This is a genomic window from Archangium violaceum (genome assembly GCF_016887565.1).
Classification (GTDB): domain Bacteria; phylum Myxococcota; class Myxococcia; order Myxococcales; family Myxococcaceae; genus Archangium; species Archangium violaceum_B.
This window is the reverse complement of record NZ_CP069396.1, coordinates 10,023,207-10,043,352: the sequence shown is the minus strand read 5'-3', so window position 1 is coordinate 10,043,352 and position 20,146 is coordinate 10,023,207. Positions and strand designations below refer to the sequence as shown.

The 20,146-nt window shown below is 69.7% G+C and carries 17 protein-coding genes; 9 read left to right on the top strand and 8 right to left on the bottom strand.

Annotated features, from left to right (window positions below; all coding sequences use genetic code 11):
- Positions 1-13: 13 nt before the first annotated feature.
- Positions 14-682 carry an ester cyclase gene (locus JRI60_RS39960; protein ID WP_204221258.1) on the bottom strand — a complete coding sequence of 223 codons (669 nt, stop codon included), beginning with the start codon at positions 680-682 and terminating at the stop codon, positions 14-16.
- 208 nt (positions 683-890) lie between these two features.
- Between JRI60_RS39960 and JRI60_RS39955 the strand changes: the two genes are divergently transcribed.
- From JRI60_RS39955 to JRI60_RS39940, 4 genes are all read left to right on the top strand, one after another.
- On the top strand, positions 891-1,589 hold the full coding sequence (locus JRI60_RS39955) for an RNA polymerase sigma factor (protein WP_239470006.1): 699 nt from the start codon (positions 891-893) through the stop codon (positions 1,587-1,589).
- On the top strand, positions 1,586-2,335 hold the full coding sequence (locus JRI60_RS39950; protein WP_204221257.1) for a hypothetical protein: 750 nt from the start codon (positions 1,586-1,588) through the stop codon (positions 2,333-2,335). Before JRI60_RS39955 ends, JRI60_RS39950 begins: the two co-directional genes overlap by 4 nt.
- On the top strand, positions 2,332-4,044 hold the full coding sequence (locus tag JRI60_RS39945; protein ID WP_204221256.1) for a caspase family protein: 1,713 nt from the start codon (positions 2,332-2,334) through the stop codon (positions 4,042-4,044). The genes JRI60_RS39950 and JRI60_RS39945 overlap by 4 nt, the downstream gene beginning before the upstream one ends.
- A gap of 86 nt (positions 4,045-4,130) precedes the next feature.
- Positions 4,131-5,459: a hypothetical protein gene (locus tag JRI60_RS39940; RefSeq protein WP_204221255.1), complete on the top strand. Its 1,329-nt coding sequence runs from the start codon at positions 4,131-4,133 to the stop codon at positions 5,457-5,459.
- Positions 5,460-5,474: 15 nt separating this feature from the next.
- Here the strand turns inward: JRI60_RS39940 and JRI60_RS39935 are convergent, their stop codons facing one another.
- Both JRI60_RS39935 and JRI60_RS39930 read right to left on the bottom strand, forming a co-directional pair.
- Positions 5,475-7,835, bottom strand: coding sequence for a DUF3857 domain-containing protein (locus tag JRI60_RS39935; protein WP_204221254.1), 2,361 nt, complete (start codon positions 7,833-7,835; stop codon positions 5,475-5,477).
- Positions 7,836-7,892: 57 nt separating this feature from the next.
- The gene (locus JRI60_RS39930; RefSeq protein WP_239470005.1) at positions 7,893-8,354 is read right to left on the bottom strand and encodes a hypothetical protein; all 462 of its coding nucleotides are present in this window, start codon (positions 8,352-8,354) and stop codon (positions 7,893-7,895) included.
- A 195-nt stretch (positions 8,355-8,549) separates the two neighbouring features.
- Here JRI60_RS39930 and JRI60_RS39925 point away from each other — a divergent pair, with 195 nt between their 5' ends.
- Both JRI60_RS39925 and JRI60_RS39920 read left to right on the top strand, forming a co-directional pair.
- The gene (locus tag JRI60_RS39925; protein ID WP_204221253.1) at positions 8,550-8,984 is read left to right on the top strand and encodes a DUF6174 domain-containing protein; all 435 of its coding nucleotides are present in this window, start codon (positions 8,550-8,552) and stop codon (positions 8,982-8,984) included.
- Positions 8,985-9,058: 74 nt separating this feature from the next.
- Positions 9,059-10,885, top strand: a complete 1,827-nt coding sequence (locus tag JRI60_RS39920) for a TonB family protein (protein ID WP_204221252.1) — start codon at positions 9,059-9,061, stop codon at positions 10,883-10,885.
- A gap of 17 nt (positions 10,886-10,902) precedes the next feature.
- Here the strand turns inward: JRI60_RS39920 and JRI60_RS39915 are convergent, their stop codons facing one another.
- Complete coding sequence (locus tag JRI60_RS39915; protein ID WP_204221251.1) at positions 10,903-11,772, bottom strand: hypothetical protein; 870 nt, start codon at positions 11,770-11,772, stop codon at positions 10,903-10,905.
- A 244-nt stretch (positions 11,773-12,016) separates the two neighbouring features.
- Between JRI60_RS39915 and coaA the strand changes: the two genes are divergently transcribed.
- On the top strand, positions 12,017-12,970 hold the full coding sequence (gene coaA, locus JRI60_RS39910; protein ID WP_204221250.1) for a type I pantothenate kinase: 954 nt from the start codon (positions 12,017-12,019) through the stop codon (positions 12,968-12,970).
- Here the strand turns inward: coaA and JRI60_RS39905 are convergent.
- Complete coding sequence (locus JRI60_RS39905) at positions 12,899-14,719, bottom strand: N-acyl-D-amino-acid deacylase family protein (RefSeq protein ID WP_239470004.1); 1,821 nt, start codon at positions 14,717-14,719, stop codon at positions 12,899-12,901. The two genes, coaA and JRI60_RS39905, sit on opposite strands and share 72 nt — an antisense overlap.
- A 97-nt stretch (positions 14,720-14,816) precedes the next feature.
- Here JRI60_RS39905 and JRI60_RS39900 point away from each other — a divergent pair, with 97 nt between their 5' ends.
- On the top strand, positions 14,817-15,659 hold the full coding sequence (locus tag JRI60_RS39900; protein WP_204221249.1) for an SDR family oxidoreductase: 843 nt from the start codon (positions 14,817-14,819) through the stop codon (positions 15,657-15,659).
- Complete coding sequence (locus JRI60_RS39895) at positions 15,656-16,525, top strand: alpha/beta fold hydrolase (RefSeq protein WP_204221248.1); 870 nt, start codon at positions 15,656-15,658, stop codon at positions 16,523-16,525. Before JRI60_RS39900 ends, JRI60_RS39895 begins: the two co-directional genes overlap by 4 nt.
- Here JRI60_RS39895 and JRI60_RS39890 read toward each other — a convergent pair.
- The 3 genes from JRI60_RS39890 to argJ all read right to left on the bottom strand — a co-directional run bounded on the left by JRI60_RS39890 (position 16,512) and on the right by argJ (position 20,087).
- Positions 16,512-17,363: a hypothetical protein gene (locus tag JRI60_RS39890; protein ID WP_204221247.1), complete on the bottom strand. Its 852-nt coding sequence runs from the start codon at positions 17,361-17,363 to the stop codon at positions 16,512-16,514. The genes JRI60_RS39895 and JRI60_RS39890 overlap by 14 nt on opposite strands.
- Entirely contained in the window at positions 17,360-18,676 is a 1,317-nt protein-coding gene (locus JRI60_RS39885) for an AAA family ATPase (RefSeq protein ID WP_204221246.1), read from the bottom strand. Before JRI60_RS39885 ends, JRI60_RS39890 begins: the two co-directional genes overlap by 4 nt.
- Positions 18,677-18,767: 91 nt before the next feature.
- Positions 18,768-20,087 carry a bifunctional glutamate N-acetyltransferase/amino-acid acetyltransferase ArgJ gene (gene argJ, locus JRI60_RS39880; RefSeq protein WP_204221245.1) on the bottom strand — a complete coding sequence of 440 codons (1,320 nt, stop codon included), beginning with the start codon at positions 20,085-20,087 and terminating at the stop codon, positions 18,768-18,770.
- Positions 20,088-20,146: the final 59 nt, after the last annotated feature.

The window sequence follows — 20,146 nt, the reverse complement described above, 5'->3', positions numbered from 1 at the left end:
GGTGTGGGTCCGGCTACTTCGCCGCGGCGGCGTGCATCGGGCAGCCGGTGGCGATCTGACGGAGGAACTGGCTGTTGTCGTAGTAGTGCTCGACCTCGAGGATGCGCAGGTCCTCGGCCACGCGCGCCACGCTCATGCCGAAGATCTCCACGCGCTTGCCGGTGGGCTGCTGGCCCTTGTAGGGGCCGGTGAAGTTGCCCCAGTGGCGCCACTTGAAGCTCACCGTCGGAGGCGGCGAGTACACCTCGAGCACCTCCCAGAAGAAGCCCTCCGGGAAGGCGGTGTGGAAGATGTCGTGAGACGACTCGAACGTCTCCTCGCTGGCCTTGTAGTACGGCGTGTCACCGATGAAGAGGTTGTAGCTGCCCCGCTCGGCGATGTCCTGGGCGCTGGCCCACGGCCCGCCGTTGACGTTGGTGCGGAACCTGTCGAGCACGACCGATATCCACTGCGCGGGATCGGCCTTGTGCGAGACCTCCATCTCGAACACGCGCACGAGGTTCTCCGCCACCATCTCCAGCGAGTTCGCCGGGAAGTGGCGCGTGCGCTCCTTGTCCACGGTGATGCGCGTCAGGTGATAGTCCGGGCGGCCGTGGCGCCACTTCACACCCTGATCGTTCTCGACGACGGCGTCACGTCCCTGCAACCAGAGGGGCTCAGCGGCTGGCTTTCCGATGCTCATGTCGTCTCCTGTGTGGGGGGCGCATTGTGGCTCGGACCACTGACGCTCCGTCTCTCTTTAGATGGGCTAGATGGGCTTTTCAGATGGGCTTTTCGTGCCCGTGTGATTTTCCGCCGGAGCGGGTTTCCGGCACGATTCCGACACCTCGAACGACCAGACCGGCGGGCTCGCCTCGTATGTTGGAAAAGGGCTGGAAAACAGGAGCGTCGTGCTGCTGCCGAGCGGAAGCGATCAGGCCGTGCTGCGGGCATTCCGCGAGGGGGACCGTGCCACCCTCACGCGGGTGTACCGCGCCTATTCGCCGGAGGTGGTGCGCTACCTGGCCCGACGCTTCCAGGTGCGCTCCACGGCGGGGGTGGACAGCGTCACGCTGGGGGCGTTGGACCTGGACGCGGCGCACCAGGAGACGTTCGTCCGCGCCTTCCGCCCCGCCATGCGCCAGGCCTATGACGGGGTGCGGCCCTACCTCGGCTTCTTGCTGACCATCGCGCGTTCCACGGCCCTGGACCTGCTGCGTGCCTCGGGCCGCGTGGCTCGCGAGGCCGTGCCGCTGGACGACATCCCCGAGCTGAACCAGGTCCCCGCCGGGGACAGCGGCCCCGAGGAGCGGGCGCTGGAGTCCGAGGTGCGCACGCTGGTGCGCGAGTTCCTCGATGGGCTGCCCGAGGTGACGCGGGAGCTCGCGCGGCTGCGCTTCATGGAAGGACTCTCGCAGGAGGTGGCCGCCGAGCGCCTCCACCTCACGCGCGGCGAGGTGCGGGTGCGCGAGCGCCACCTGCGGACGCGGTTCACCGAATACCTGCGGGTCCGGGGGTGGCTGGATGACTCCGCCCCCGCCTCCTCGCGTGCCACGGAGGGACTCCTCGTGGCCTTCATCGCCCTGTGTGGAATGGGGAGTGGCATATGAGGTGGTTCGACGAGCACGTGGATGGCCTGCTGGCGCGCTGGTCCGAGGGGACCCTGTCCCCGCGCCAGTCCGCCCGGCTGCTGAGACATGCCCACGCCTGCGCGCGGTGCGGGGGCCGATACGAGAGGCTGGTCCAGGCCCACCGCATGCTGGAGCGCGGCGACCTCCACGTCCCCACCGAGCTGGAGGTGGCGGTGCTGGCGGACACGGGGTTCGCGGCGGCGCTGTCGGCGGCGGCCTCGGAGGCGGAGCGCTGGCGGTGGCCCCCGCTGGCCATGGTGGGAGGGCTCGTGGCGGCGCTGGGCCTCGCGGCGCTGGTGCTCGTCCACCCCGGCGACGTCGGGCAGTGGCAATCCCGGGGCGTGGGGCTTCCCCCTGGTGCCGTGCTGCGCGTGTTCTGCGCCGTGCGGCAGCAGCCCCTTCGTGAGCTGAAGCGGGAGCAGGCGTGTCCACCGGACTCGGTGCTGGCCTTCGCCGTGGGGGCGTCGGCGCCGCTGTCGCATGTCGCGGTGGAGGTGCGCGGAGCCGGGCTCCAGGTGACGGAGGGTCCCTACGCCGTCGCCGGCCGTCCGGGCGCGGAGCAGCCGCTGGAGGCCACCATTCCCCTCCCCATGTCCCCGGGGACGGCCGAGGTCACCGCCGCGTTCGCGGACTCGCCCCGGTCGGCGCTCGGAGCGCTGCGGGGTGAGGTCATCCCGGGTGCGGTGGTGCTCCGGATGCCGGTTCGGGTAGAGGACGCTCCATGACTCGCCGCCGTTGGGGAACGTTGCTCGCGGCCGTGGTGCTGCTCGCCGCCTCCCAGGGCCTCGCCGCCCCGCCCGTGCGCCGCGCGCTCGTCATCGCGCACAACGCCAGCGATGACCCGGCCCTCCCTCCGCTGCGCTACGCGGACGACGACGGGGTGCTGTGGACGGAGCTGTTGCGGCGGCTGGGCGTGGAGACCACGCTGCTGGTGGAGCCCGACGCGGAGACGCGCCAGACGGGCGCCGCGGTGCTGGCGTCGGGAGTCCGGCCGCCCACGCCCGAGGAGGTGTCCCGGGCGGTGGAGTCCCTGCGCGGCGCCATCCAGGCGGACCACGCCACGGGGCGGCGGACGGACGTGCTGCTCGTCTACGTGGGGCATGGCAACACCGACGAGGTCGGCCGTGCCTACTTCACCGTGAAGGGCGGACGGCTGGACCGGACGGCCTTCTACGCGCAACTGGTGGACCCGCTCGGGGCGGACTTCGTCCACGTCATCGTGGATGCGTGCCGGGCCTCGGGCGTGGTGGGCAGCCGGGGACAGGCGGACGCGGCGGTGCTGGCGGAGCTGCGTGGAACGCTGGAGCGCGAGCAGCTCGCCGCGAGGCCCCACGTGGGCGCCCTCTTCGCCGAGAGCGACACCGGCGAGACGCACGAGTGGTCCCGCCTGCGCGCGGGCGTCTTCAGCCACGTGGTGCGCTCGGGGCTGATGGGAGGGGCGGACGTCAACGGGGATGGCGCGGTGGAGTACAGCGAGCTGGCCGGCTTCGTCGCCGCTTCGTTGCAGGGGGTGAAGGCGCTGCCCGCCCGGCTCTCCGTCCGTGCCCAGGCTCCCGCGCGCGATCCCCGGCGCCCGCTGGTGGGCCCTTCGCCCGAGGGGCCGAGCCTCCTGCTCCCGGCGGAGTTCGAGCATGCGCGCATCTCGGTGGAGGACGAGGAGGGCCGGAGGCTGGCGGACGTGCGGCGCGCCGAGGGACAGCCGCTCGCGCTGCGCCTGCCCGTCCGGGAGGCCTACTGGGTGCGCACGCCCACCGCCGAGGCCCGTATCGCGCTCGCGCAGCTCGGTGCTGGCGTGCCCCGGCTGCGTCCGCGCGAGCTGCAGGAGCGCGGGCCGGTGGAGGACGCCCTGCGGCGCGGGCTCTTCTCGGTGGCCTTCGACCGGAGCTTCTACGAGCGGTACGTGTCCACCTCGTCCTTCGTTCCGGTGGACTTCGTGCCGGGCAGGGTGGTGCCGTTGGACGTGCCCCTCGCCGCGTTCGTGCCGGAGCCCCCCTCTCCCTGGGAGGTGGGGGCCGTGGTCGCGCGGACGCCGCTCGGGCTCGGGGGCTTCACCACCGGGCCGAGCGTCGCCCTGCGCACCTCGGCGCCCTATACGTTGGGCGTGCGTGTCTCCTACGCCCTCTCGCTCCTGTCCCTGGCCGACGTGACCCTCCACCGGTTGTCCGTGCAGGGACTCGCGGGCTTCCAGGGTCCCGGGCGGGTGGGTCCGTTCGTGGAGGCCGCCGCGGGCTGGAGTCTGATCGGCGTGAAGTTCCGGGGAGGACTGCAGGGCGATCCCACCGTGCTGTCCGGCCACCTCTCGGGCGGCGTGGTGGCGCGCATGGACTCCTGGCGGTTGCGCGCGGCGGGCTTCATCGGCACGGACCGGATCACCGCGGATGGCGAGGAGGCGTGGGGCGCCACGTGGGGCGTGGAGCTGTCGCTCGGGCATTGAGCCGTGAGGAAAAAGAGAGGGCGGACGACCCGGCGGCGCTCCTCGCTTCGTATCTCCGACAGCACACCCAACCGAGGAACGCCTTCATGAAACTCCCCCACGTCCTTCCGCCCGCCGTGGTGCTCACCTCGCTCCTGCTGGGCGCTTGCGATCCCATCCAGATCGACATCATCTTCGAGAACCACAACACCTATGTGCAGGACACACAGGATGGAGGCCCGCCTCCGGACAAGGTCGGAGGCGATGCGGGTCTGCCTCCGATCATGACGGACGCGGGCACATCGGACGGGGGCCTATCGGACGGGGGCCTATCGGACGCGGGCACATCGGACGGGGGCCTATCGGACGGGGGCACATCGGACGGGGGCCTATCGGACGCGGGCACATCGGACGGGGGCCTATCGGACGGGGGTCTGCCGGATGCCTCCTGCGTGGAGGGGCGGCGGTCGCGGGAGGTCGCCGTGGATGTGGAGAGCGCGGCTTTTGCCTTCGATTCCCAGGGCCTGGGGTATCTCGCCATGACCGACGAGGGCAAGGTGTTCGTGGGCGGAATGGGGCAGGGGCATGCGCTGATTCAAGCGGGCGAGCTGCAAGGATACGTGCGGGGCTTCGCCATCGACGCGGACGGCGGCCGGCACTTGGTTGTCGATTACTCCGGCAGCACCGTCTACGCCTACAGCGGATCCGTCAGTTGGCAGAGCACCGCGATCGCCCGTGGCGTTCCGGTCGCGCTGGCCCTCGACCCGTCCGGCTTCGCCCATGTCCTTCTCGATATGGAGACGGGCAGCGAGCGCCGCCTCGCCCATGCGACCAACCGGTCCGGGCAGTGGGTGATCACGGATCTCGGCATCCAGTCCCGTAGCGGCGGAGCGGATCTCGCGGTCGACGCCTGGGGCCATGCCCACATCGCCTGGCATACCAATGCCGAGTCCGGCATCTATTACGCCACCAATGCCTCGGGCACCTGGATGCAGGAGCGGGTCGCGGACATCTCGGGCAATGAGCCCGTGCTGGCGATCGATTCCTCGATGCGTCCCCACCTGCTCTACTCGTACGGTGGCTCGTACGTCCAGCACGCGGTGAAGGAGGACGGCGGCTGGCGGATCGAGGAGGTGGGACCTTCCGCTGGGATCGCGCTCGATCTGGTGGCGGACTCGCGGGGAAACCTCCACGCGGTGCTGGACCGCTTCGAGAATCCCAAGCTCGTTCGTGCCTTCCTGCCCGCGGGGCGTCAGTCCTGGTCCTACACTCCCATCATCGCCCTCGATGGGAAGGAAGGGGTGACCCACCCCTGGGAGTACGCGCTCGGGCTGGGGCCCCTGGGGGAGGTGCGCATTGGCTACTGGTACGCCCTCGTCGGCAACGGCACGGAGGTCGTGGGCAGCTCCGTGCGGTACGCGGAGCCGTGCCCGTGAGCCGGCGCGTGTGACTCAGCTGGGCCGCACGTCGAAGGAGAGGAACTGGGGCGCGTGGCAGGAGGTGCAGCGCACGCGGAGGACGGTGATGTTCCTGCCGTCGCTCCCCGTGTGCCGCAGTTGCAGGGCATCCGGCACGCGCTCGAAGGTACCGCCGCAGGAGCAGCGCTCCTTGCGGATGTGCTGATCGGCCTGCTCCAGGCTGTCCACGAGGATGGGGCGCGCTCCCTCCTCCTCCTTCTCGCGCTTCTCGCGCTCGCGCAGGTACCGCACGTCGCCCGGTGAGGCCCGGCGGGCCTGTTGCCGGGTCCGGCGCTTCTGGACGAATTCGCGGATGCGCCGGGGGAGGCCCAGCCCGAAGACCGCCAGCACCAGCAGGAACACCGCGCTGAGGGCGAGGCTGACCTCGCGCGAGAGCAGGAAGGAGTCGGACGTGGAGACGTTGGCGGAGAGCACGGTACCCACCGGCGCGGCGAAGGACAGGCCGAGCAGGGGGCCCATCTTCCCCACGGCTTCGGTGTGCCGGGCCATCGCGTCCGGCGCCACCCGGTCCGCGAGGCTGCGGTACTCCACCTGGTAGGTGAATCCGCCGAGGTCGGACGTCACCGTCATCTCCATGCGGGAGGCGGGGCCCTCCACCGTGTGCCGCTCCGAGGCCACGTTCAGCAGCGAATCGGAGTGGACCTCCCAGCGCACGCGGAGGTGGGTGGGGTGGTCCACTTCCAGGGGGAAGGAGCGCCCCTCGGTGCGCCGGGGGAGGGCGAGCTGCCCGCCCACCTGCGGGGCCGCGACCTTCAGGCCACCGTTGGCCCAGGCGTCCTCGAGGGTGTACGTCGCCTCCAGCGTCAACGTGTTGGTGTTCTCGTCATCCACCACGCGCGGAGTGCCCTCGGGCTTCAGCTTGGGGAAGAGGGGGCGGTATTGCTCGAGCTGCCGGGTGGAGAGCTGCTCCGCCGACAGTCCCGCCAGCAACGAGCGGAGGCTGTCCGCTCCCTCGCGCGTGTGGCGGCTGGTGATGGCGAGTGCCCCGGTGCCGTCGTCGTTCACGGAGAGCACGTAGCGCGTGTCCACCTCCGGCCCCTCGGCGGCGGGCTGGGGAATGGACTCCAGGGCGGTGGTGCCGGGAGCGAGCACGAGCGCCTTCCCGTAGGGGAGCGGGCTCCGCGCGCCGAGCCGCCCGCGCCGATGCGTCTGGGTGGCATCCACCCACTCGGTGCGTCCGGCCACCTGGGCGCGCACGATGGCGTGGTCGAAGGCCCAGGCCGAGGGGAGCAGGTGGTCCACACCGCCGTGCCGGTGGGCGCTCACCAGGGCCACGTGCGCGGGAATGCCCAGCGTGCGCAGCAGGGTGGTGAGCAGGAGCGCCTTGTCCTTGCAGTCGCCGAAGCGCTGGGCGAGCACCTGCTCCGGCGCGTGGGGCTGGTGGGTGTTGGGGCCGATGGCGATCGCCAGGTAGCGCACCTCGTCCTGGACGAAGCGCACCGCCGCGAGGAAGCGCGCCTCCTCGGTGGGCAGGGAGCGCCAGGACTCGGCCCGCGCCTTCACCTCGGGGGATTCCGGCATGCCCTCCATCAGCGCGAGGCCCCAGGAGGCCACGTCGGCCCAGCTCCCGAAGCTGCTCACCTGGACGTGCGGCCACTCCGCCAGGTCCGAGGGGATTCCCTGCTCCGGCTCGAAGGCGGGCACGTCCTCGCGCTCCCACCGGTACTCGCGCAGTCCGCCCACGTCGCGCTCCACGGGCCGGGCCTCCTGCGTGCCATGGGTCTTGAAGTGGAGCTTCAGTCCCGCCGGGGCGAGCAGCCGGTGGACGAAGTGGGCCACGGGCACCTCGCTCGCGAGGACGAGCGAGTCCAGGTGGTGTCCCTTGAAGAGCGGGTGGGTGTTCTCCACGGTATAGGCCTCCTCGAGGAGGTCCCCCGCGCGCACGTCCTGGAGGAAGGCGAGGGCGGTGCGCTCGTCGCGGTAGATGCCCAGGTCCAGCCCGCGCTCCTGCTGCAGCAGCTTCACGTCCTCGGCGCGGAGAATCTGGGTGCGCACGCCATCGCGGGTGCGCCAGACGCCGTGCAGGCGCAGGCGCTCGTGGGCGTTGGAGAAGGTGACCTCGAGCTTGGAGCCCTCCTCCACGCCCCGGCTGCTGGCCACGCGCCGCACCTGACGGTGGAAGCGCTCGGTCAGCTCGGGCGAGACGCGGACCTGCTCCTCGGACAGCAGCTGATGGAGGCCCGAGACCGCGTCCTCGGCGCGCAGCGGGCGCTGCGTATCGACCGGAGTGGGCTCCACCCAGGCGGGAGGCTCGGTCAGTGTGAGGCCGGCCTCACCCCAGGCGGGGAGCGTGGCGAGGACGGACAGCAGCAGCAGCAGGCGCTGGGGTGACATGGCCGGCATCCTCCCAGGAGGAAGCACGGCGAGGGAAGGTCCCGGGACGTCCCCGGGTCAGCGCGTGGGCTTCAGGGTGGAGAGCGAGCGCTCGACCCTCGCGGAGCCGGGCCCGTAGTCGCGCTCCGGAGCGGTATAGAGGACGAGCACGAACCGGTCGGTGCGAGGGAGGAAGTACACGAGGGTCCGGGACCCGCCCTGCTGGAACTCGTAGCGCGCCACCGGACCCGCGGTGAGCGTGCCCTGCGTGGCATTGAGCCTCGTCCCCGGCACCGGGACACCCGCCGCGGCCAGGACCTCCTCTGGAGGTGCTTCGAGCTTGGGCGGCGTGCCCTGCACCGAGCGCAATTCCAGCCCGCCCTCGAAGCGCGCCACGGCGGGCGGGCCGGACTCCTCGGCGCGCGGGGTCATGCCCGGCGGGGGCTCGTACTGGACACCGAGCGCCTGGGACTCCATGCGGCGCGAGCAGGCCACGGCACAGGACAGCAGCAGCAACACGAGGAGTGCGGAGCGGTTCACGAGCGCGACTGTGCCACAGCCGCGCGGGGACGTCCGGGCCTCCGTGAATCCACGAGGCCCCCTCGAATATTCGAGGCTCACAGGCCCGCTCCTCGCGCTGTTCCGAGGGAGCCCGGCCCGGCGCATGGCTTGCACGGTCGGCGGGCACACCGCTGGCGGAGCAGGGAGCGCCACGCATGCCTATCGAGGAAGGACATGAACAGGAGAGTGAGCATCGGGTGGTGTCTGGGTCTGCTGTTGACGTGGGGTCTGGTGGGCTGCGGGAGCGAGCAGTCGCAGTGGAGCACCGAGCGCGAGGCCTGGAACGAGACGCACCCCGAGCACTACCGCTACGACTACACGGTGACGGGCTTCGCGCCCGGGCGGGGGCCGTGGCGGATCGAGGTGCGGGGAGACGAGGTGGTGTCGGTGCGCTACGTCGGCCAGGGTACCGCGCCCACACCCGGCATCGACGTGGACAGCGCGCCCACCATCGACACCCTCTTCCAGCAGGTGGAGTCGGGCTTGAACACCTCCGCGCGGGTGGATGTGGACTACGACCCCGTCCACCATTTCCCGAAGCGGGCGATGTTCTCCTCGGGCGAGGAGGGCAGTGGCTTCATCTGTAGCGAGTTCACACCGCTGGATTGAGCAGGCCCCGCGACTTCGCGGGAACCCGTGGCCGCGCGGGGTGTCTGGTGCTCCATCAACGCATCGGAGCCACCATGGCCATTCCTGTCAGACTCAAGGTCTTCAAGGGGGACGTGCTCGTCACGTCCCGGGATTTCGAGCGCGACATCATCAAGATCGGCCGCCTCGCGTCCGCGCACCTCTGTCTGGAGGACGAGAAGGTCAGCCGCATCCACGCCGTCATCGAGGTGGGAGCCGACGGCGGTCTGTTCATCACGGACATGGGCAGCATCGGGGGGACCCACGTCAATGGCAGACGGGTGAGCAAGAGTCGCATCACCTTCGGGGATGAGCTCCAGGTGGGCGGCACGACGCTCCGCCTGGAGAACCCCACGGAGGTGGCCGCGCGCAACCTCGCCTCCGCCGTCGAGAGTGCCGGGCCCGTTGAGCCACCGGCGCCAGTGGCCACGAGCACAATCCCGCCCCAGGCCGTGCCGGTTCCCGCGGTGGCGGTGCCCGACGCGCCTTCCCCCGTGGCCGTGCCGCGCGAGCGCCGGGCGGTGCCGCGCAAGGCCCGTGGACCGCTCGGGGTGGGCCTGCGCTTCCTCTGGGGAGACCGTGACGTGGGCGAGTTCTTCGTCGCTCCGGGTGCGCGCAAGAGCTTCAGCGTGGGCAGTGCCGCGGGCGTGGACTTCGTCATGGGGGATGCCCGGCTGGGCGCGCCCCGCTTCGAGGTGCTGCGCACCGACGGGAAGGGCTTCACCGTCTGCTTCACGGGGAGGATGAAGGGCGAGCTCACCCGGAGCGGGGACACGCGCGACCTGCGAGCGGTCATCGAGTCCGGGCTCGCCGCGCACGAGGGCGAGGCCTATGCCCTCGCGCTGGAGATGGACGACTTCCTCCGGGTGGAGCTCGGCGGCGTGGTGCTGGAGGTGTGCTTCCAGCCGGTGCCCCGTCCGGTGGTGGCGCGGCTGACGGACTCGCTGGACACCACCCTGCTCAACATCTTCCTGGTGACGTTCTTCCTCGCGGGCTTCTTCGTCATCAGCGCCGCCAACCACGACGCGGACGCGGCCGGGTTCGCGGATGAGCTCGCGAGAGGCCAGTCGCGCATCGCGAAGCTCATCGTCAAGCCGCCCGAGGTCCAGAAGAATCGGCTGCTCCAGCAGCTCGACGCGGTGAAGAAGGAGCGCGAGGTCCGGCGGGAGGCCAGCCGGCCACGCGAACCGGAGCCGCGGGCGGAGAAGCCCCTGAAGGCCCTACCGGGGCCGCTCCTCTCCACGAAGGGCTCGAAGGGGAAGCGGATGGATGCCCGCGAGGTCGCGCGGGGGCTGCTCGGCGGAGTGAATACCGCCAACCTCTTCCAGGGCCCGGGAAGCAGCTTCGCGAGCGCCCTGGGACACGTGGGCAGCACCCGGACCAGCAGCGCTGGCAACCTCGGCATGCTGGGGTTGCGCTCCGGTCCCGGCGGCAACGGGGGCGGCGAGACGGTCGGCCTCGTCGGCAACGCGGGACTCCGAGGCCGCTCCACGGGAGAGTCCGACTATGGCAACGGACCCGCGCGGGTGGGGCAGAAGCAGGGCGTGACGGTGGGCCTCGCCGCCGAGGAGCCACAAGTCTCCAATCCCCTGGACCGCGACCTCATCCGCCGGGTCATCCAGCTCAACCGCTCGCAGGTGCGCTACTGCTACGAGAGCCTGCTCAACCGCTACCCGGCGCTGTCCGGCAAGGTGGCCGTCCGCTTCATCATCTCGGCGGAGGGCTCGGTCGCCTCCTCGGAGGTGTCTCAGTCCACCGCGGGCAACGTCGAGCTGGAGAAGTGCGTGGCCGGCCGCGTGCGCGGGTGGGTGTTCCCCAAGCTCAAGGGGGGCGGGATGGTCACCGTGACGTACCCCTTCATCTTCAAGGCGGCGGGTGAGTAGCGCTCGGTGCCCGGCGCTCAGCGACAGATGCCGCAGTCGAGGGTGCACTGCACGGTGCTCAGGCCGATGCCACAGGACTCGGTGAACTGGCAGGTGCCGTCACCGCACACGTAGATGTCCTGGGGATGGATGCGGGTGATGAGGGGGACGTAGGTGATGCCGTTGCGGTTGCACCGCGTGTAGTACGTGTTCGTGGCGTCGGGCGTGCAGCTCGCGGCGCAGCTCCCGATGGGGACGATCGGCGGACACTCGTCACTCCTGCCCGAGAGCGCACAGGCCCGCACGCTGCTCCTGTTCCTGCCCAGCGGACTGGCGTCGTTGCCGACGTAGATGCCCTCGTTCTTGAAGAGGTTGCCGAAGAAGCATCCCTCCCGCTGGGAGAACTCCTGGAGCTCCGCCTGGGTGGTGGGGATGGGCTGCCCCCGCGCGTTGGCGCCCAGGATGGAGATGGGGACGGTCCGCCCGTATTTGTTGACGTGGGCGGCCAGGCACCCGGAGACGAGCTGCTGCTCCCTCACGGTCGCCGGCTGGCCGTTGGCCCAGTCCGGCGCCAGCCCCAGCGAGCCCGCCCACACGTACGTCCTTCCCTGGGGATCCGTGTACATGCGCGTCTCTCCGGCCGGCACGGCACAGGTGACGACGTACCGCATGACCATGTCTGCCAGCGAGTCGTTCTGCTGGAACCAGGCCGAGAAGCTGGCGCTGTTCAGCCCGTTGAAGGCCAGGCCGTTGAAGGCCAGTCCATTGAAGGCGAGGCCATTGAAGGCCAGTCCGTTGAGCGTCTCGCTGTTGGAGGAGCGGGCTGCCTGGCGCTGGCTGGCGGGCTCCTCGTCCCCGGGGGCTTCCTCCGCCGGGCCACAGGCCAGGGTGGCCGTCCACAGCAGCATCGCGGCAGGTAACCCGACCCTCACTGGATTCTTCACTGTGCACCTCCCAACGACACTTCGAGTGTGTGGTCGAGAGAGAAAATGCCGCCAATAGTGCAATCCGAGTGACGCCTATTTGTCGCTATCAGTGTGAGTGTTGCTCTCGCGATGTTGCGGGCGTGGACGAGCGAACAGCTCACGACGACTCCGTCAAGCGCTGGACGCTTCGGTAGGATGACCCGCCCTCACAAGGGAGGAGGGCTCCATGTCCGCACCCAAGCCACAGACCGCCTCCATGTTCGTCGACTTCGAGCGCGATGCGTGGAGGGCCCTGCGCGCCGCGACCCCGCTCCCCCTGACGGCGGAGGAGGTCGAGGGACTGCGGGGGCTCGGCGAGCACCTGGATCTCGAGGAGGTGGCGGACGTCTACCTGCCGCTGTCCCGGCTGCTCAACCTCCACGTGGCCGCGACACAGAGCCTGTGGACGGCGCAGCAGGCGTTCCTCGGTGGCTTCACCCAGAAGGTGCCCTTCATCATCGGCATCGCGGGCAGCGTGGCGGTGGGCAAGAGCACCACGGCGCGCATCCTCCAGGCGCTGCTGTCGCGGTGGCCGGACCATCCGCACGTGGCGCTCGTCACCACGGACGGGTTCCTGTTCCCCAACCGCGTGCTCACCGAGCGCAACATCATGCACCGCAAGGGCTTCCCCGAGAGCTATGACCGGCGAGGCCTGGTGCGCTTCCTGGCGGAGCTCAAGGCCGGACGCGCCGAGGTGACCGCGCCCATGTACTCGCACCTCGTCTACGACATCGTCCCCGACGAGGGGGTGACGATCCGCCGGCCGGACATCGTCATCCTGGAGGGGCTCAACGTCCTGCAGACGGGGCCGGCGGCGGGCGGGAAGCCGGCGCACATCTTCCTGTCCGACTTCTTCGACTTCTCCATCTACGTCGACGCGCACGAGCAGGACATCCGGCGCTGGTACGTGGACCGCTTCCTGAGCCTGAGGCAGACGGCGTTCCGCGACGAGCGCTCCTTCTTCCGCCGCTTCGCCGAGCTCACCGAGGAGCAGGCCATCGCCCGCGCCGAGTCCGTGTGGGGGGAGATCAACGGCCCCAACCTGGCGCAGAACATCGCGCCCACCCGCTCACGCGCGCGGCTCATCCTCGTGAAGGGACCCGACCACAAGGTGCGCCGCATCCGACTGCGGAAGATGTGAGACGCGCAGCACGCGTCCGAAGCCGCGCTCCCGGCCCAACTCGGGCATGGGCGCGCCCGCGTGCACCGCGAGCCGGCCGTTGATGAGCACGGTCTCCACGGCGCCACCGTTCTGGTTCACCAGCCGGACGAAGCCGTCGAAGCCCTCCAGGGTGGACTCCTGGGGCACGTCCAGCCCGGCGCCGAGCCGCTCGGGGTCCACCACCACCACGTCGGCCCTCCGGCCCGGCGCGAGCGTCCCGGCGTCCAGCCCCAGCCAGTCGGCGAGCTCCCCCGTGAGCCGGTGCACCGCGCGCTCCATGGACATCACCGGCTCGCCGCGCTTCTCCGCCTCGCGCACCAGCCGCAGCATGCGCAGCGGGAAGTTGTAGTGCGCCATGTTGCGCAGGTGCGCCCCCGCGTCCGAGAAGCCGATGAGCACGTCCGGGTGGCTCACGATGGACTCCAGCGCGCGCGGCCGGTCGTTGGCCATCACCGTGTACCAGCGCAGCTCCGGTCCGTAGCGCGCCACCAGGTCCAGGAAGGTGTCCACCACGTCCTGTCCGCGCTCGCGAGCGATGTCCGCGAACGAGCGGCCCACCAGTGACGGGTCCGGCGCCTTCAGCACCTCGGACTGGTTGAAGTCCCGGTGGAACACCTTGGGCAGCAGCTTGCTCTTCCACTGCCGCTTGAACGCCGCCCGGTACTCCGGGTCTTCCAGCAGGTGCCTGCGCTCCATTGCGTCCTGCAGGTGCAGCGCCGCCGCTCCCGCGCCGAACTCCTCGAAGACCACCAGGTCGATGCCGTCCGACCACAGGTCGAAAATCTCCGGCAGCGCCTGCCAGCGGAAGTCCGCCTTCAGCACCCGGTTGAAGAGGCGCGACAGCAGGCCCACCTGCCAGTGGATGCCCCGGTTGGCCCGGCTGTCCATCATGGAGATGACCGTCGTCTTCAACGGCTGGCGGAACAGCCCCATGCTCTCCCAGAGGAAGAGGAAGACGTTCACCTTGGTGGTGATGTTGGGCACGCCCTGGAAGACGCGGCCTCGCTCGCGGAGGATGCGCGTGAAGCGGCGGTACTCGGACCAGCTCGCGAAGGTGGAGGGCAGGGGCCGGCTGCGGATGGAGCGGCTCCCGCCGATCTTGTCCCACTTCAGCGTCATGATGGAGAGGCCGGCGTAGCCCTCGTCGAGTCCCTCGCGCAGCAGCGCCTCCATCCGGGCCAGCTCCTCCGAGGAGGGCTTCACCCTGTCATCCAGGCTGCGCTCCAGCCCCATCACGTGGGCCCGGATGGCCGAGTGGCCCACGAAGGAGCCCACGTTGGGTCCCAGCGGCAGCCCGTCCAGGTGGGTGAGGTACTCGCCGAGCGTGTTCCAGTCCTTCTTGCGCTCGAGCAGCGAGCGCACCGTGTCGTAGGGGATGGCCTCCACGCGGCAGAACTGGTCCGCGAGGTCCTCGGGCTTACCCACCGCGAGGCTGAGCGAGCAGCTCCCCACCATCACGGAGGTGACGCCGTGGCGGACGGACTCGGAGAGCGAGGGGGCCAGCTCCACCTCGGCGTCGTAGTGCGTGTGCAGGTCGATGAACCCGGGCATCACCCAGCGGCCCGTGGCGTCGATGACGCGCGTGCCGGGCCCCCGTGGCAGGGGCGACTCGCTGATGTCCGCCACGAGGCCGTCACGGATGCCCAGGTGGCGCACCCGGGGCGGGCTGCCTTGCCCGTCGAAGAAGAGTCCGTTGGAGATGACGAGCTCGTACGGCGACGCGGACATGGGTCCTCCTGGAATGGGGACAGCCCCCCGAACTGCGCTCCTTCATGTGAGCACGCACTCCCGGTATGGTCGAGGATTGAATCCAGGAGCCCATCAGATGAAAGACAAGACAGTGCTCGTGACCGGTGCCAACTCGGGAGTGGGGCTGGCCACGACGGTGGAGCTGGCGCGACGAGGCGCGAAGGTCGTCATGGTCTGCCGCAGTGCCGAGCGGGGTGAGGCCGCGCTGCGAGAGGCCCTCCAGCACGGCGGGCCGGGCAAGGTCGAGCTGATGCAGTGCGACCTGGGCTCGCTCGGGAGCATCCGGGAGTTCGCCCGGAGCTTCCAGGCCCGGCACGAGGTCCTGGACGTGCTGATCAACAACGCGGGGGTCTTCTCCCTGAAGCGGCAGGCGACGCGGGACGGCTTCGAGTCGCAGCTGGGTGTCAATCACCTCGGCCACTTCCTGCTCACGAACCTGCTGCTGGAGCAGGTGAAGCGGGCGCCGCAGGGGCGGATCATCAACGTCTCGTCGGGCGCGCACAAGGTGGGGTCCATCCACTGGGATGACCCGCACCTCACCCGGAAGTATGGCGCGTGGAAGGGCTACGCGCAGTCCAAGCTCGCCAACATCCTGTTCACCAAGGCGCTCGCGGAGCGGCTGCGAGGCACCGCCGTCACCGCCAACAGCCTGCACCCCGGAGCGGTGGGCACCCAGCTCGGGAAGGATCGGGAGACGGGCTTCGGCGGAGCCATCCTGGCCCTGCTCAAGCCGTTCTTCCTGACTCCGGCGCAGGGCGCCGAGACGTCCGTGTACCTGGCGGCGAGCGAGGACGTCACCCGTGTCTCGGGCGAGTACTTCTACAAGAAGAAGATCGTCTCCGTGTCGAAGAAGGCGAATGACCGCGGGCTCGCCGAGCGGCTGTGGTCCTGGAGTGAGAAGGAGGTGGGGTTGGCATGAGCTCCCAGACAGAGGTTGATTTCCGGCGGGCGTATGAGCACCTGCTGTCGTTGTGGACCACCGCACCCGAGTCCCGGGACGTCGAGACGCCGAGCGCGCGCACCCGGGTGCAGGTGTGGGGGAGGGAAGGGGCACCGCCGCTCGTGCTCCTCCACGGGTTCAAGGTCTCTTCCGGCATGTGGGCGGCGAACGCCCTGGAGCTCGGGAAGTCGTTCCGGGTCTACGCCGTGGACCTGCCGGGCGATCACGGCTTCAGCGTGCCGCATCGTCCCATCACGCGGGTCGAGCAGCTCCTCGGTTGGTTGGACGAGCTGCTCACCGCGCTAGGGCTGTCGCGGACGAACCTGGGCGGGATGTCGTACGGAGGCTGGCTCACCGCGCAGTACGCCTCGCGGGCCCCGGAGCGGGTGTCGAAGCTGGTGATGATCGCCCCGGGAGCCACCTTCGTCCGTTTCAATACCGAGTTCGCCCTGCGGGGCTTTCCCTTCCTGTTCTGGAAGCGGCGCGAGTGGGTTCACGCCCATCTGCGGTGGGCGGCCGTTCCGCCGAAGGAGGCGGGGGGCCTGTACGACGCGGTGATGAGCGGAATCGGGGACGTGATGTGGACGGGGCTCCGGCACTTCGGCTGGTACCGCGGTCCATGGCCGGCGGTGGTGAAGGAGGAGGTGCTGCGGCGCATCCAGGTGCCGACGCTCCTCCTCGTGGGCCAGCAGGAGCGCATCTACGATGCGGAGACGGTGATGGCCCGCGCGCGCTCGCTCGTGCCGGGAATCGTCTGCGAGACCATCCCGGACGCGAGCCACGATCTGCCCATCCGGCAACCGGAGCTCGTGGTCGAGCGCCTCCGGACCTTCATTGGAGCGTGAGCGCCCAGGCCACGAGTCGTTCCTCGGAGCAGGGGAATTCCAGGTCCGGTGCGAACCACTGTCGCACCGCGCCGCGGATCATCGCCGCGAAGGGCGCACGGGAATCCGTCGCCGCGAGGATCTCCCGGCACAGGTCGTGGAGATGTTCCCGTGCCTCGGGGTGGTTCATGGGAAAGAGGCCTGCTCGCACGAGGCGCAAGGTATTGAACCTCTTTCGGACGTGCTCGAGCCTCTCCCGGCGTGCTTCCAATAGCCTCATGCGATTGAGTCCGAGCACGTCGATGGTCATGCGTCCACGCCGTCCTTCATTCAGGGGCTCGGCGCGTTCCCCGTTGAAACGAATGTGGAGCTCTGGCGTGTCGGTGGCGGGGTCCAGCAGGAGCGGAGCTTCCCCCGCCGTGCTTCCCTCCTCGCGTAGGGCATCGGCACGGGCCGTTGGATCCGTGAGTGGGAAGAGGTCCCGCTTGTGCTCGCGGTTGCAGCGAGAGCAGGCATAAAGAAGATTGCTCCACGTGTAGGCGAGCCAGAAATAGCCTGGGCTCTGCTTGGGCTGGTCCTTGCCCTGACGCACACATGCCTTGGGCCGGAAGTGTTCGACGTCTCCGGCATCGCTGACGATTCGTACCTCGCAGTAGGCGCACTTCTCGTGCTGCGCGTTCGAGAGGCATTTCTTGACGTCACGGTGTCCATACACGCCTTGAGCGAATTCGAATGCCTTGGAGCCATCCTGATAGCTCCGAGGATCCGAGTGGTACTCGGCGAGCATGTTTCGCACCAGGGTGGAGCCCTTCCTGGCGAGAACCTCTGGTGGCTCCTCGGGACGGACGATCCGGATCACGAGTGGGCCGTGTCCTTTCGGAGCTGCTCGGCGAACCATCGGATCGTCTTGCCCGCATCGATGTCCTCTGGCGTCTCGCCCGTCGGCATCGACTGCAGCTCGCGTTCGATGTTGGCGAGCTCCTGCTCCTCCTCCGGGGTACGTGTTGCCTTCTCGAGCAGCTCACCCCGGCGCTCGAGCAGCTTCGTGAATCCTGGCGGACGTGCGCTCGTGAGACCGAAGAGGTCGCTCGTGAGGAGCTGGTCGACCCGCCAGCCCCGGACGATCTCCGGGTCGTTCTGGATCAAGACATGATCCCCATCGTCGGGCGCACGGTGGAGGACGACCAGGTTGGCGTTCTCCGCTGCCTGGACGATGAGGGGGCTGTGGGCCGTGACGATGAACTGGGTCCTCTGGAAGCGCTCGCTCAGGAATCTCACGATGTCGCGCTGCCATCGGGGGTGCAGGTGCAGGTCGATCTCATCGACCAGGACCACCGCGGGCTCGGAGAGTGGATCTTCACTCGTGGGATAGCGCTCGAACATCCGGCTGGCGAGATCCAGGACCCAGCTCAGCATGGCCCTGTAGCCGAGGCTGAGTTGGTGCGGCCGCACCCATCCATACGGGGTTTCCAGCTGCACGATGGGCTGGGGTGGCACCTTGTCGAGCCCCTCGATGCGAACCGCGGAGACGTTCTCCAGGAGTCGCAGGATGGTCTCGCGGATGTGCTCGAACCGCTTGCTGGCCCCGGGTGCGTTCGAGCGAGCGGAGTAGTCCGCCTGGAGCAACCACTCCTCGACATTGATGAGCTCGGCGCTGTCGGAGAAGAGGGTGGCGGCTGCCCAGGGCCGGGAGTCCGCCGAGAGCGCGGTCCGCCCGGGCCGCCGAGAGGCCCCATACCCGCAGCAGAACATGTCGGCATTCATCGAGCTGTACTGGGAGCCGCTCGCCTTCCTCGCGTTCCACTGCTCGTCCAGGGACAGGAGCGCGGTGGCATCGCTCGCATCGCCGAGAGAGGTACCGATGGCGATGCTGGCCTTGAGCTGACTGTCCTCCTCGCTCAAGCTCCGGCGAAGCCCTTGTTTCAGCTCGGGGGCCCAGTAGGTGGAGTCAGGGACGGTACCGACCATCGCACCGGGCATGGGCGGCAGCACGGTCGGCTTCATGCCATAGAGGCACTGCAGCAGTGTCGTCTTGCCGACCCCGTTGTCGCCCAGGATGACCGTCCACTGGGCGAGTCGGCCGTTGCCATCACGCAGATCGAGCACCTGCCGCGAGCTGAAACAACGGACGTTTTCGACAGTGAGCTCCGCGAAATACATCGGCTGGTTCAACGCTCTTCCTTCTCGAAGCTCGTCCGCTCCAGGCATGCCCGGAGCGTAGATGATCTGCTCCCCGCCAGATAGCGGAGGCTGGAGCCGCTGTTCAGCTGCGGTAGTCCGCGTTCTCGCTGATGTACTCGTGGCTGCGGTCCGAGCCGAGCACCGTGCCGCTGGCCGGGCCGGTGCCCAGCTCCACGTCGATCTCCACGGAGCGCTCGTGCGGCGGGAACGTCACCGGCGGGCGGAAGGTGAGCCCGTCCGCGGGCGGGACGCTGGCGTACAGCTCCGCGCCCTTCATGTGGGCCACCAGCGCCTTCTCCGCCTCGTTGTCCAGGCGGAAGGTGCCTCGCTCGAAGATGACCCGGCCGCCCATGCGCAGCGTGCAGCCCGACAGGTCCACCTCGGGGTGGTGCGCCCCCACGTACTTGCCGATGGCCGCCACCAGCCGGCCCACGTTCGGGTCGTTCCCGTTCACCGCGCACTGGAACAGCGGCGAGTTCACCACCGACTTGCCGATGCCCCGCGCCACCTCCTCGCTCGGGGCTCCGCTCACCCTCACGCGCATGACGTGGTGCACACCCTCGCCGTTGCGCACCACGTCCTCGGCCAGGTCCGCGCACACCTGCTCCAGCGCCGCCTCGAACTCCCGGAGGCTCGGGCAGGGCACCTGCCTCGAGGACAGCAGCGCCACCGTGTCCGAGGTGCTCGTGTCGCTGTCCACGCTGATGCAGCCGAACGTCCTCGCGACCACCGAGCGCATCGCCGTGCGCAGGTCCTCGCGCGGCACGTCCACGTCCGTCATCAGGAAGACGAGCATGGTGGCCAGGTTGGGTTCGATCATCCCCGCGCCCTTGGCGATGCCCACGATGCTCCCGTTGCCCACCCGGGCCCGGCGGACCTTGGCGTACAGGTCGGTCGTCATGATGCCCTCGGCGGCGGGCATCACCGAGCCGGCCGCCAGCGTGGACACCGCCTGGGGCACCGCCTCCACCATCGCGTCCACAGGCAGCCGCCAGCCGATGACGCCCGTCGAGCACGGCAGCACCTGCGAGGCGCTCAGCCCCAGCTGCCCGGCCACCGCCGCGCACAGCCGCTCGGAGGCCTCGACGCCTCCGGGCGCGCACACGTTGCTCACCTTGTTGTTCACCACCACCGCGCCCAGCGTGGGCTCCTTCAGCCGCTCGCGACCGATGAGCACCGGCGCTCCCGGGAAGGCGTTCTTCGTGAACATCGCCGCGAACGCCGGGGTCGGCTCGTCGAGCACGATGAGGGTGAGGTTCATCTTCGCCGGCTTCGCCACCTCGGCGGGCATGAACTCCAGGCGCGTGCGCCCGACGCGGAAGCCTCGGGGCAGGGCGGACTGGCCCTCCAGCCAGTCGCGGTGGGCCTCGGCGGAGGAGAAGGTCAGGTGCGTGCTGGGCATGGTGGTACCTCGTCGCTACGAGCGGAATGCGCTTGGTGCCGCAAACGCGCGAATGAATC

What these genes read in the sequence shown, in the direction of transcription:
- JRI60_RS39920 (WP_204221252.1), top strand. Translation starts at nt 9,059, where the DNA reads ATGGCCATTCCTGTCAGACTCAAGGTCTTCAAGGGGGACGTGCTCGTC.
- JRI60_RS39940 (WP_204221255.1), top strand. Translation starts at nt 4,131, where the DNA reads ATGAAACTCCCCCACGTCCTTCCGCCCGCCGTGGTGCTCACCTCGCTC.
- JRI60_RS39905 (WP_239470004.1), bottom strand. Translation starts at nt 14,719, where the DNA reads ATGTCCGCGTCGCCGTACGAGCTCGTCATCTCCAACGGACTCTTCTTC.
- JRI60_RS39960 (WP_204221258.1), bottom strand. Translation starts at nt 682, where the DNA reads ATGAGCATCGGAAAGCCAGCCGCTGAGCCCCTCTGGTTGCAGGGACGT.
- JRI60_RS39945 (WP_204221256.1), top strand. Translation starts at nt 2,332, where the DNA reads ATGACTCGCCGCCGTTGGGGAACGTTGCTCGCGGCCGTGGTGCTGCTC.
- JRI60_RS39915 (WP_204221251.1), bottom strand. Translation starts at nt 11,772, where the DNA reads ATGCTGCTGTGGACGGCCACCCTGGCCTGTGGCCCGGCGGAGGAAGCC.
- JRI60_RS39895 (WP_204221248.1), top strand. Translation starts at nt 15,656, where the DNA reads ATGAGCTCCCAGACAGAGGTTGATTTCCGGCGGGCGTATGAGCACCTG.
- argJ (WP_204221245.1), bottom strand. Translation starts at nt 20,087, where the DNA reads ATGCCCAGCACGCACCTGACCTTCTCCTCCGCCGAGGCCCACCGCGAC.
- JRI60_RS39950 (WP_204221257.1), top strand. Translation starts at nt 1,586, where the DNA reads ATGAGGTGGTTCGACGAGCACGTGGATGGCCTGCTGGCGCGCTGGTCC.
- JRI60_RS39935 (WP_204221254.1), bottom strand. Translation starts at nt 7,835, where the DNA reads ATGTCACCCCAGCGCCTGCTGCTGCTGCTGTCCGTCCTCGCCACGCTC.
- JRI60_RS39900 (WP_204221249.1), top strand. Translation starts at nt 14,817, where the DNA reads ATGAAAGACAAGACAGTGCTCGTGACCGGTGCCAACTCGGGAGTGGGG.
- coaA (WP_204221250.1), top strand. Translation starts at nt 12,017, where the DNA reads ATGTCCGCACCCAAGCCACAGACCGCCTCCATGTTCGTCGACTTCGAG.
- JRI60_RS39925 (WP_204221253.1), top strand. Translation starts at nt 8,550, where the DNA reads ATGAACAGGAGAGTGAGCATCGGGTGGTGTCTGGGTCTGCTGTTGACG.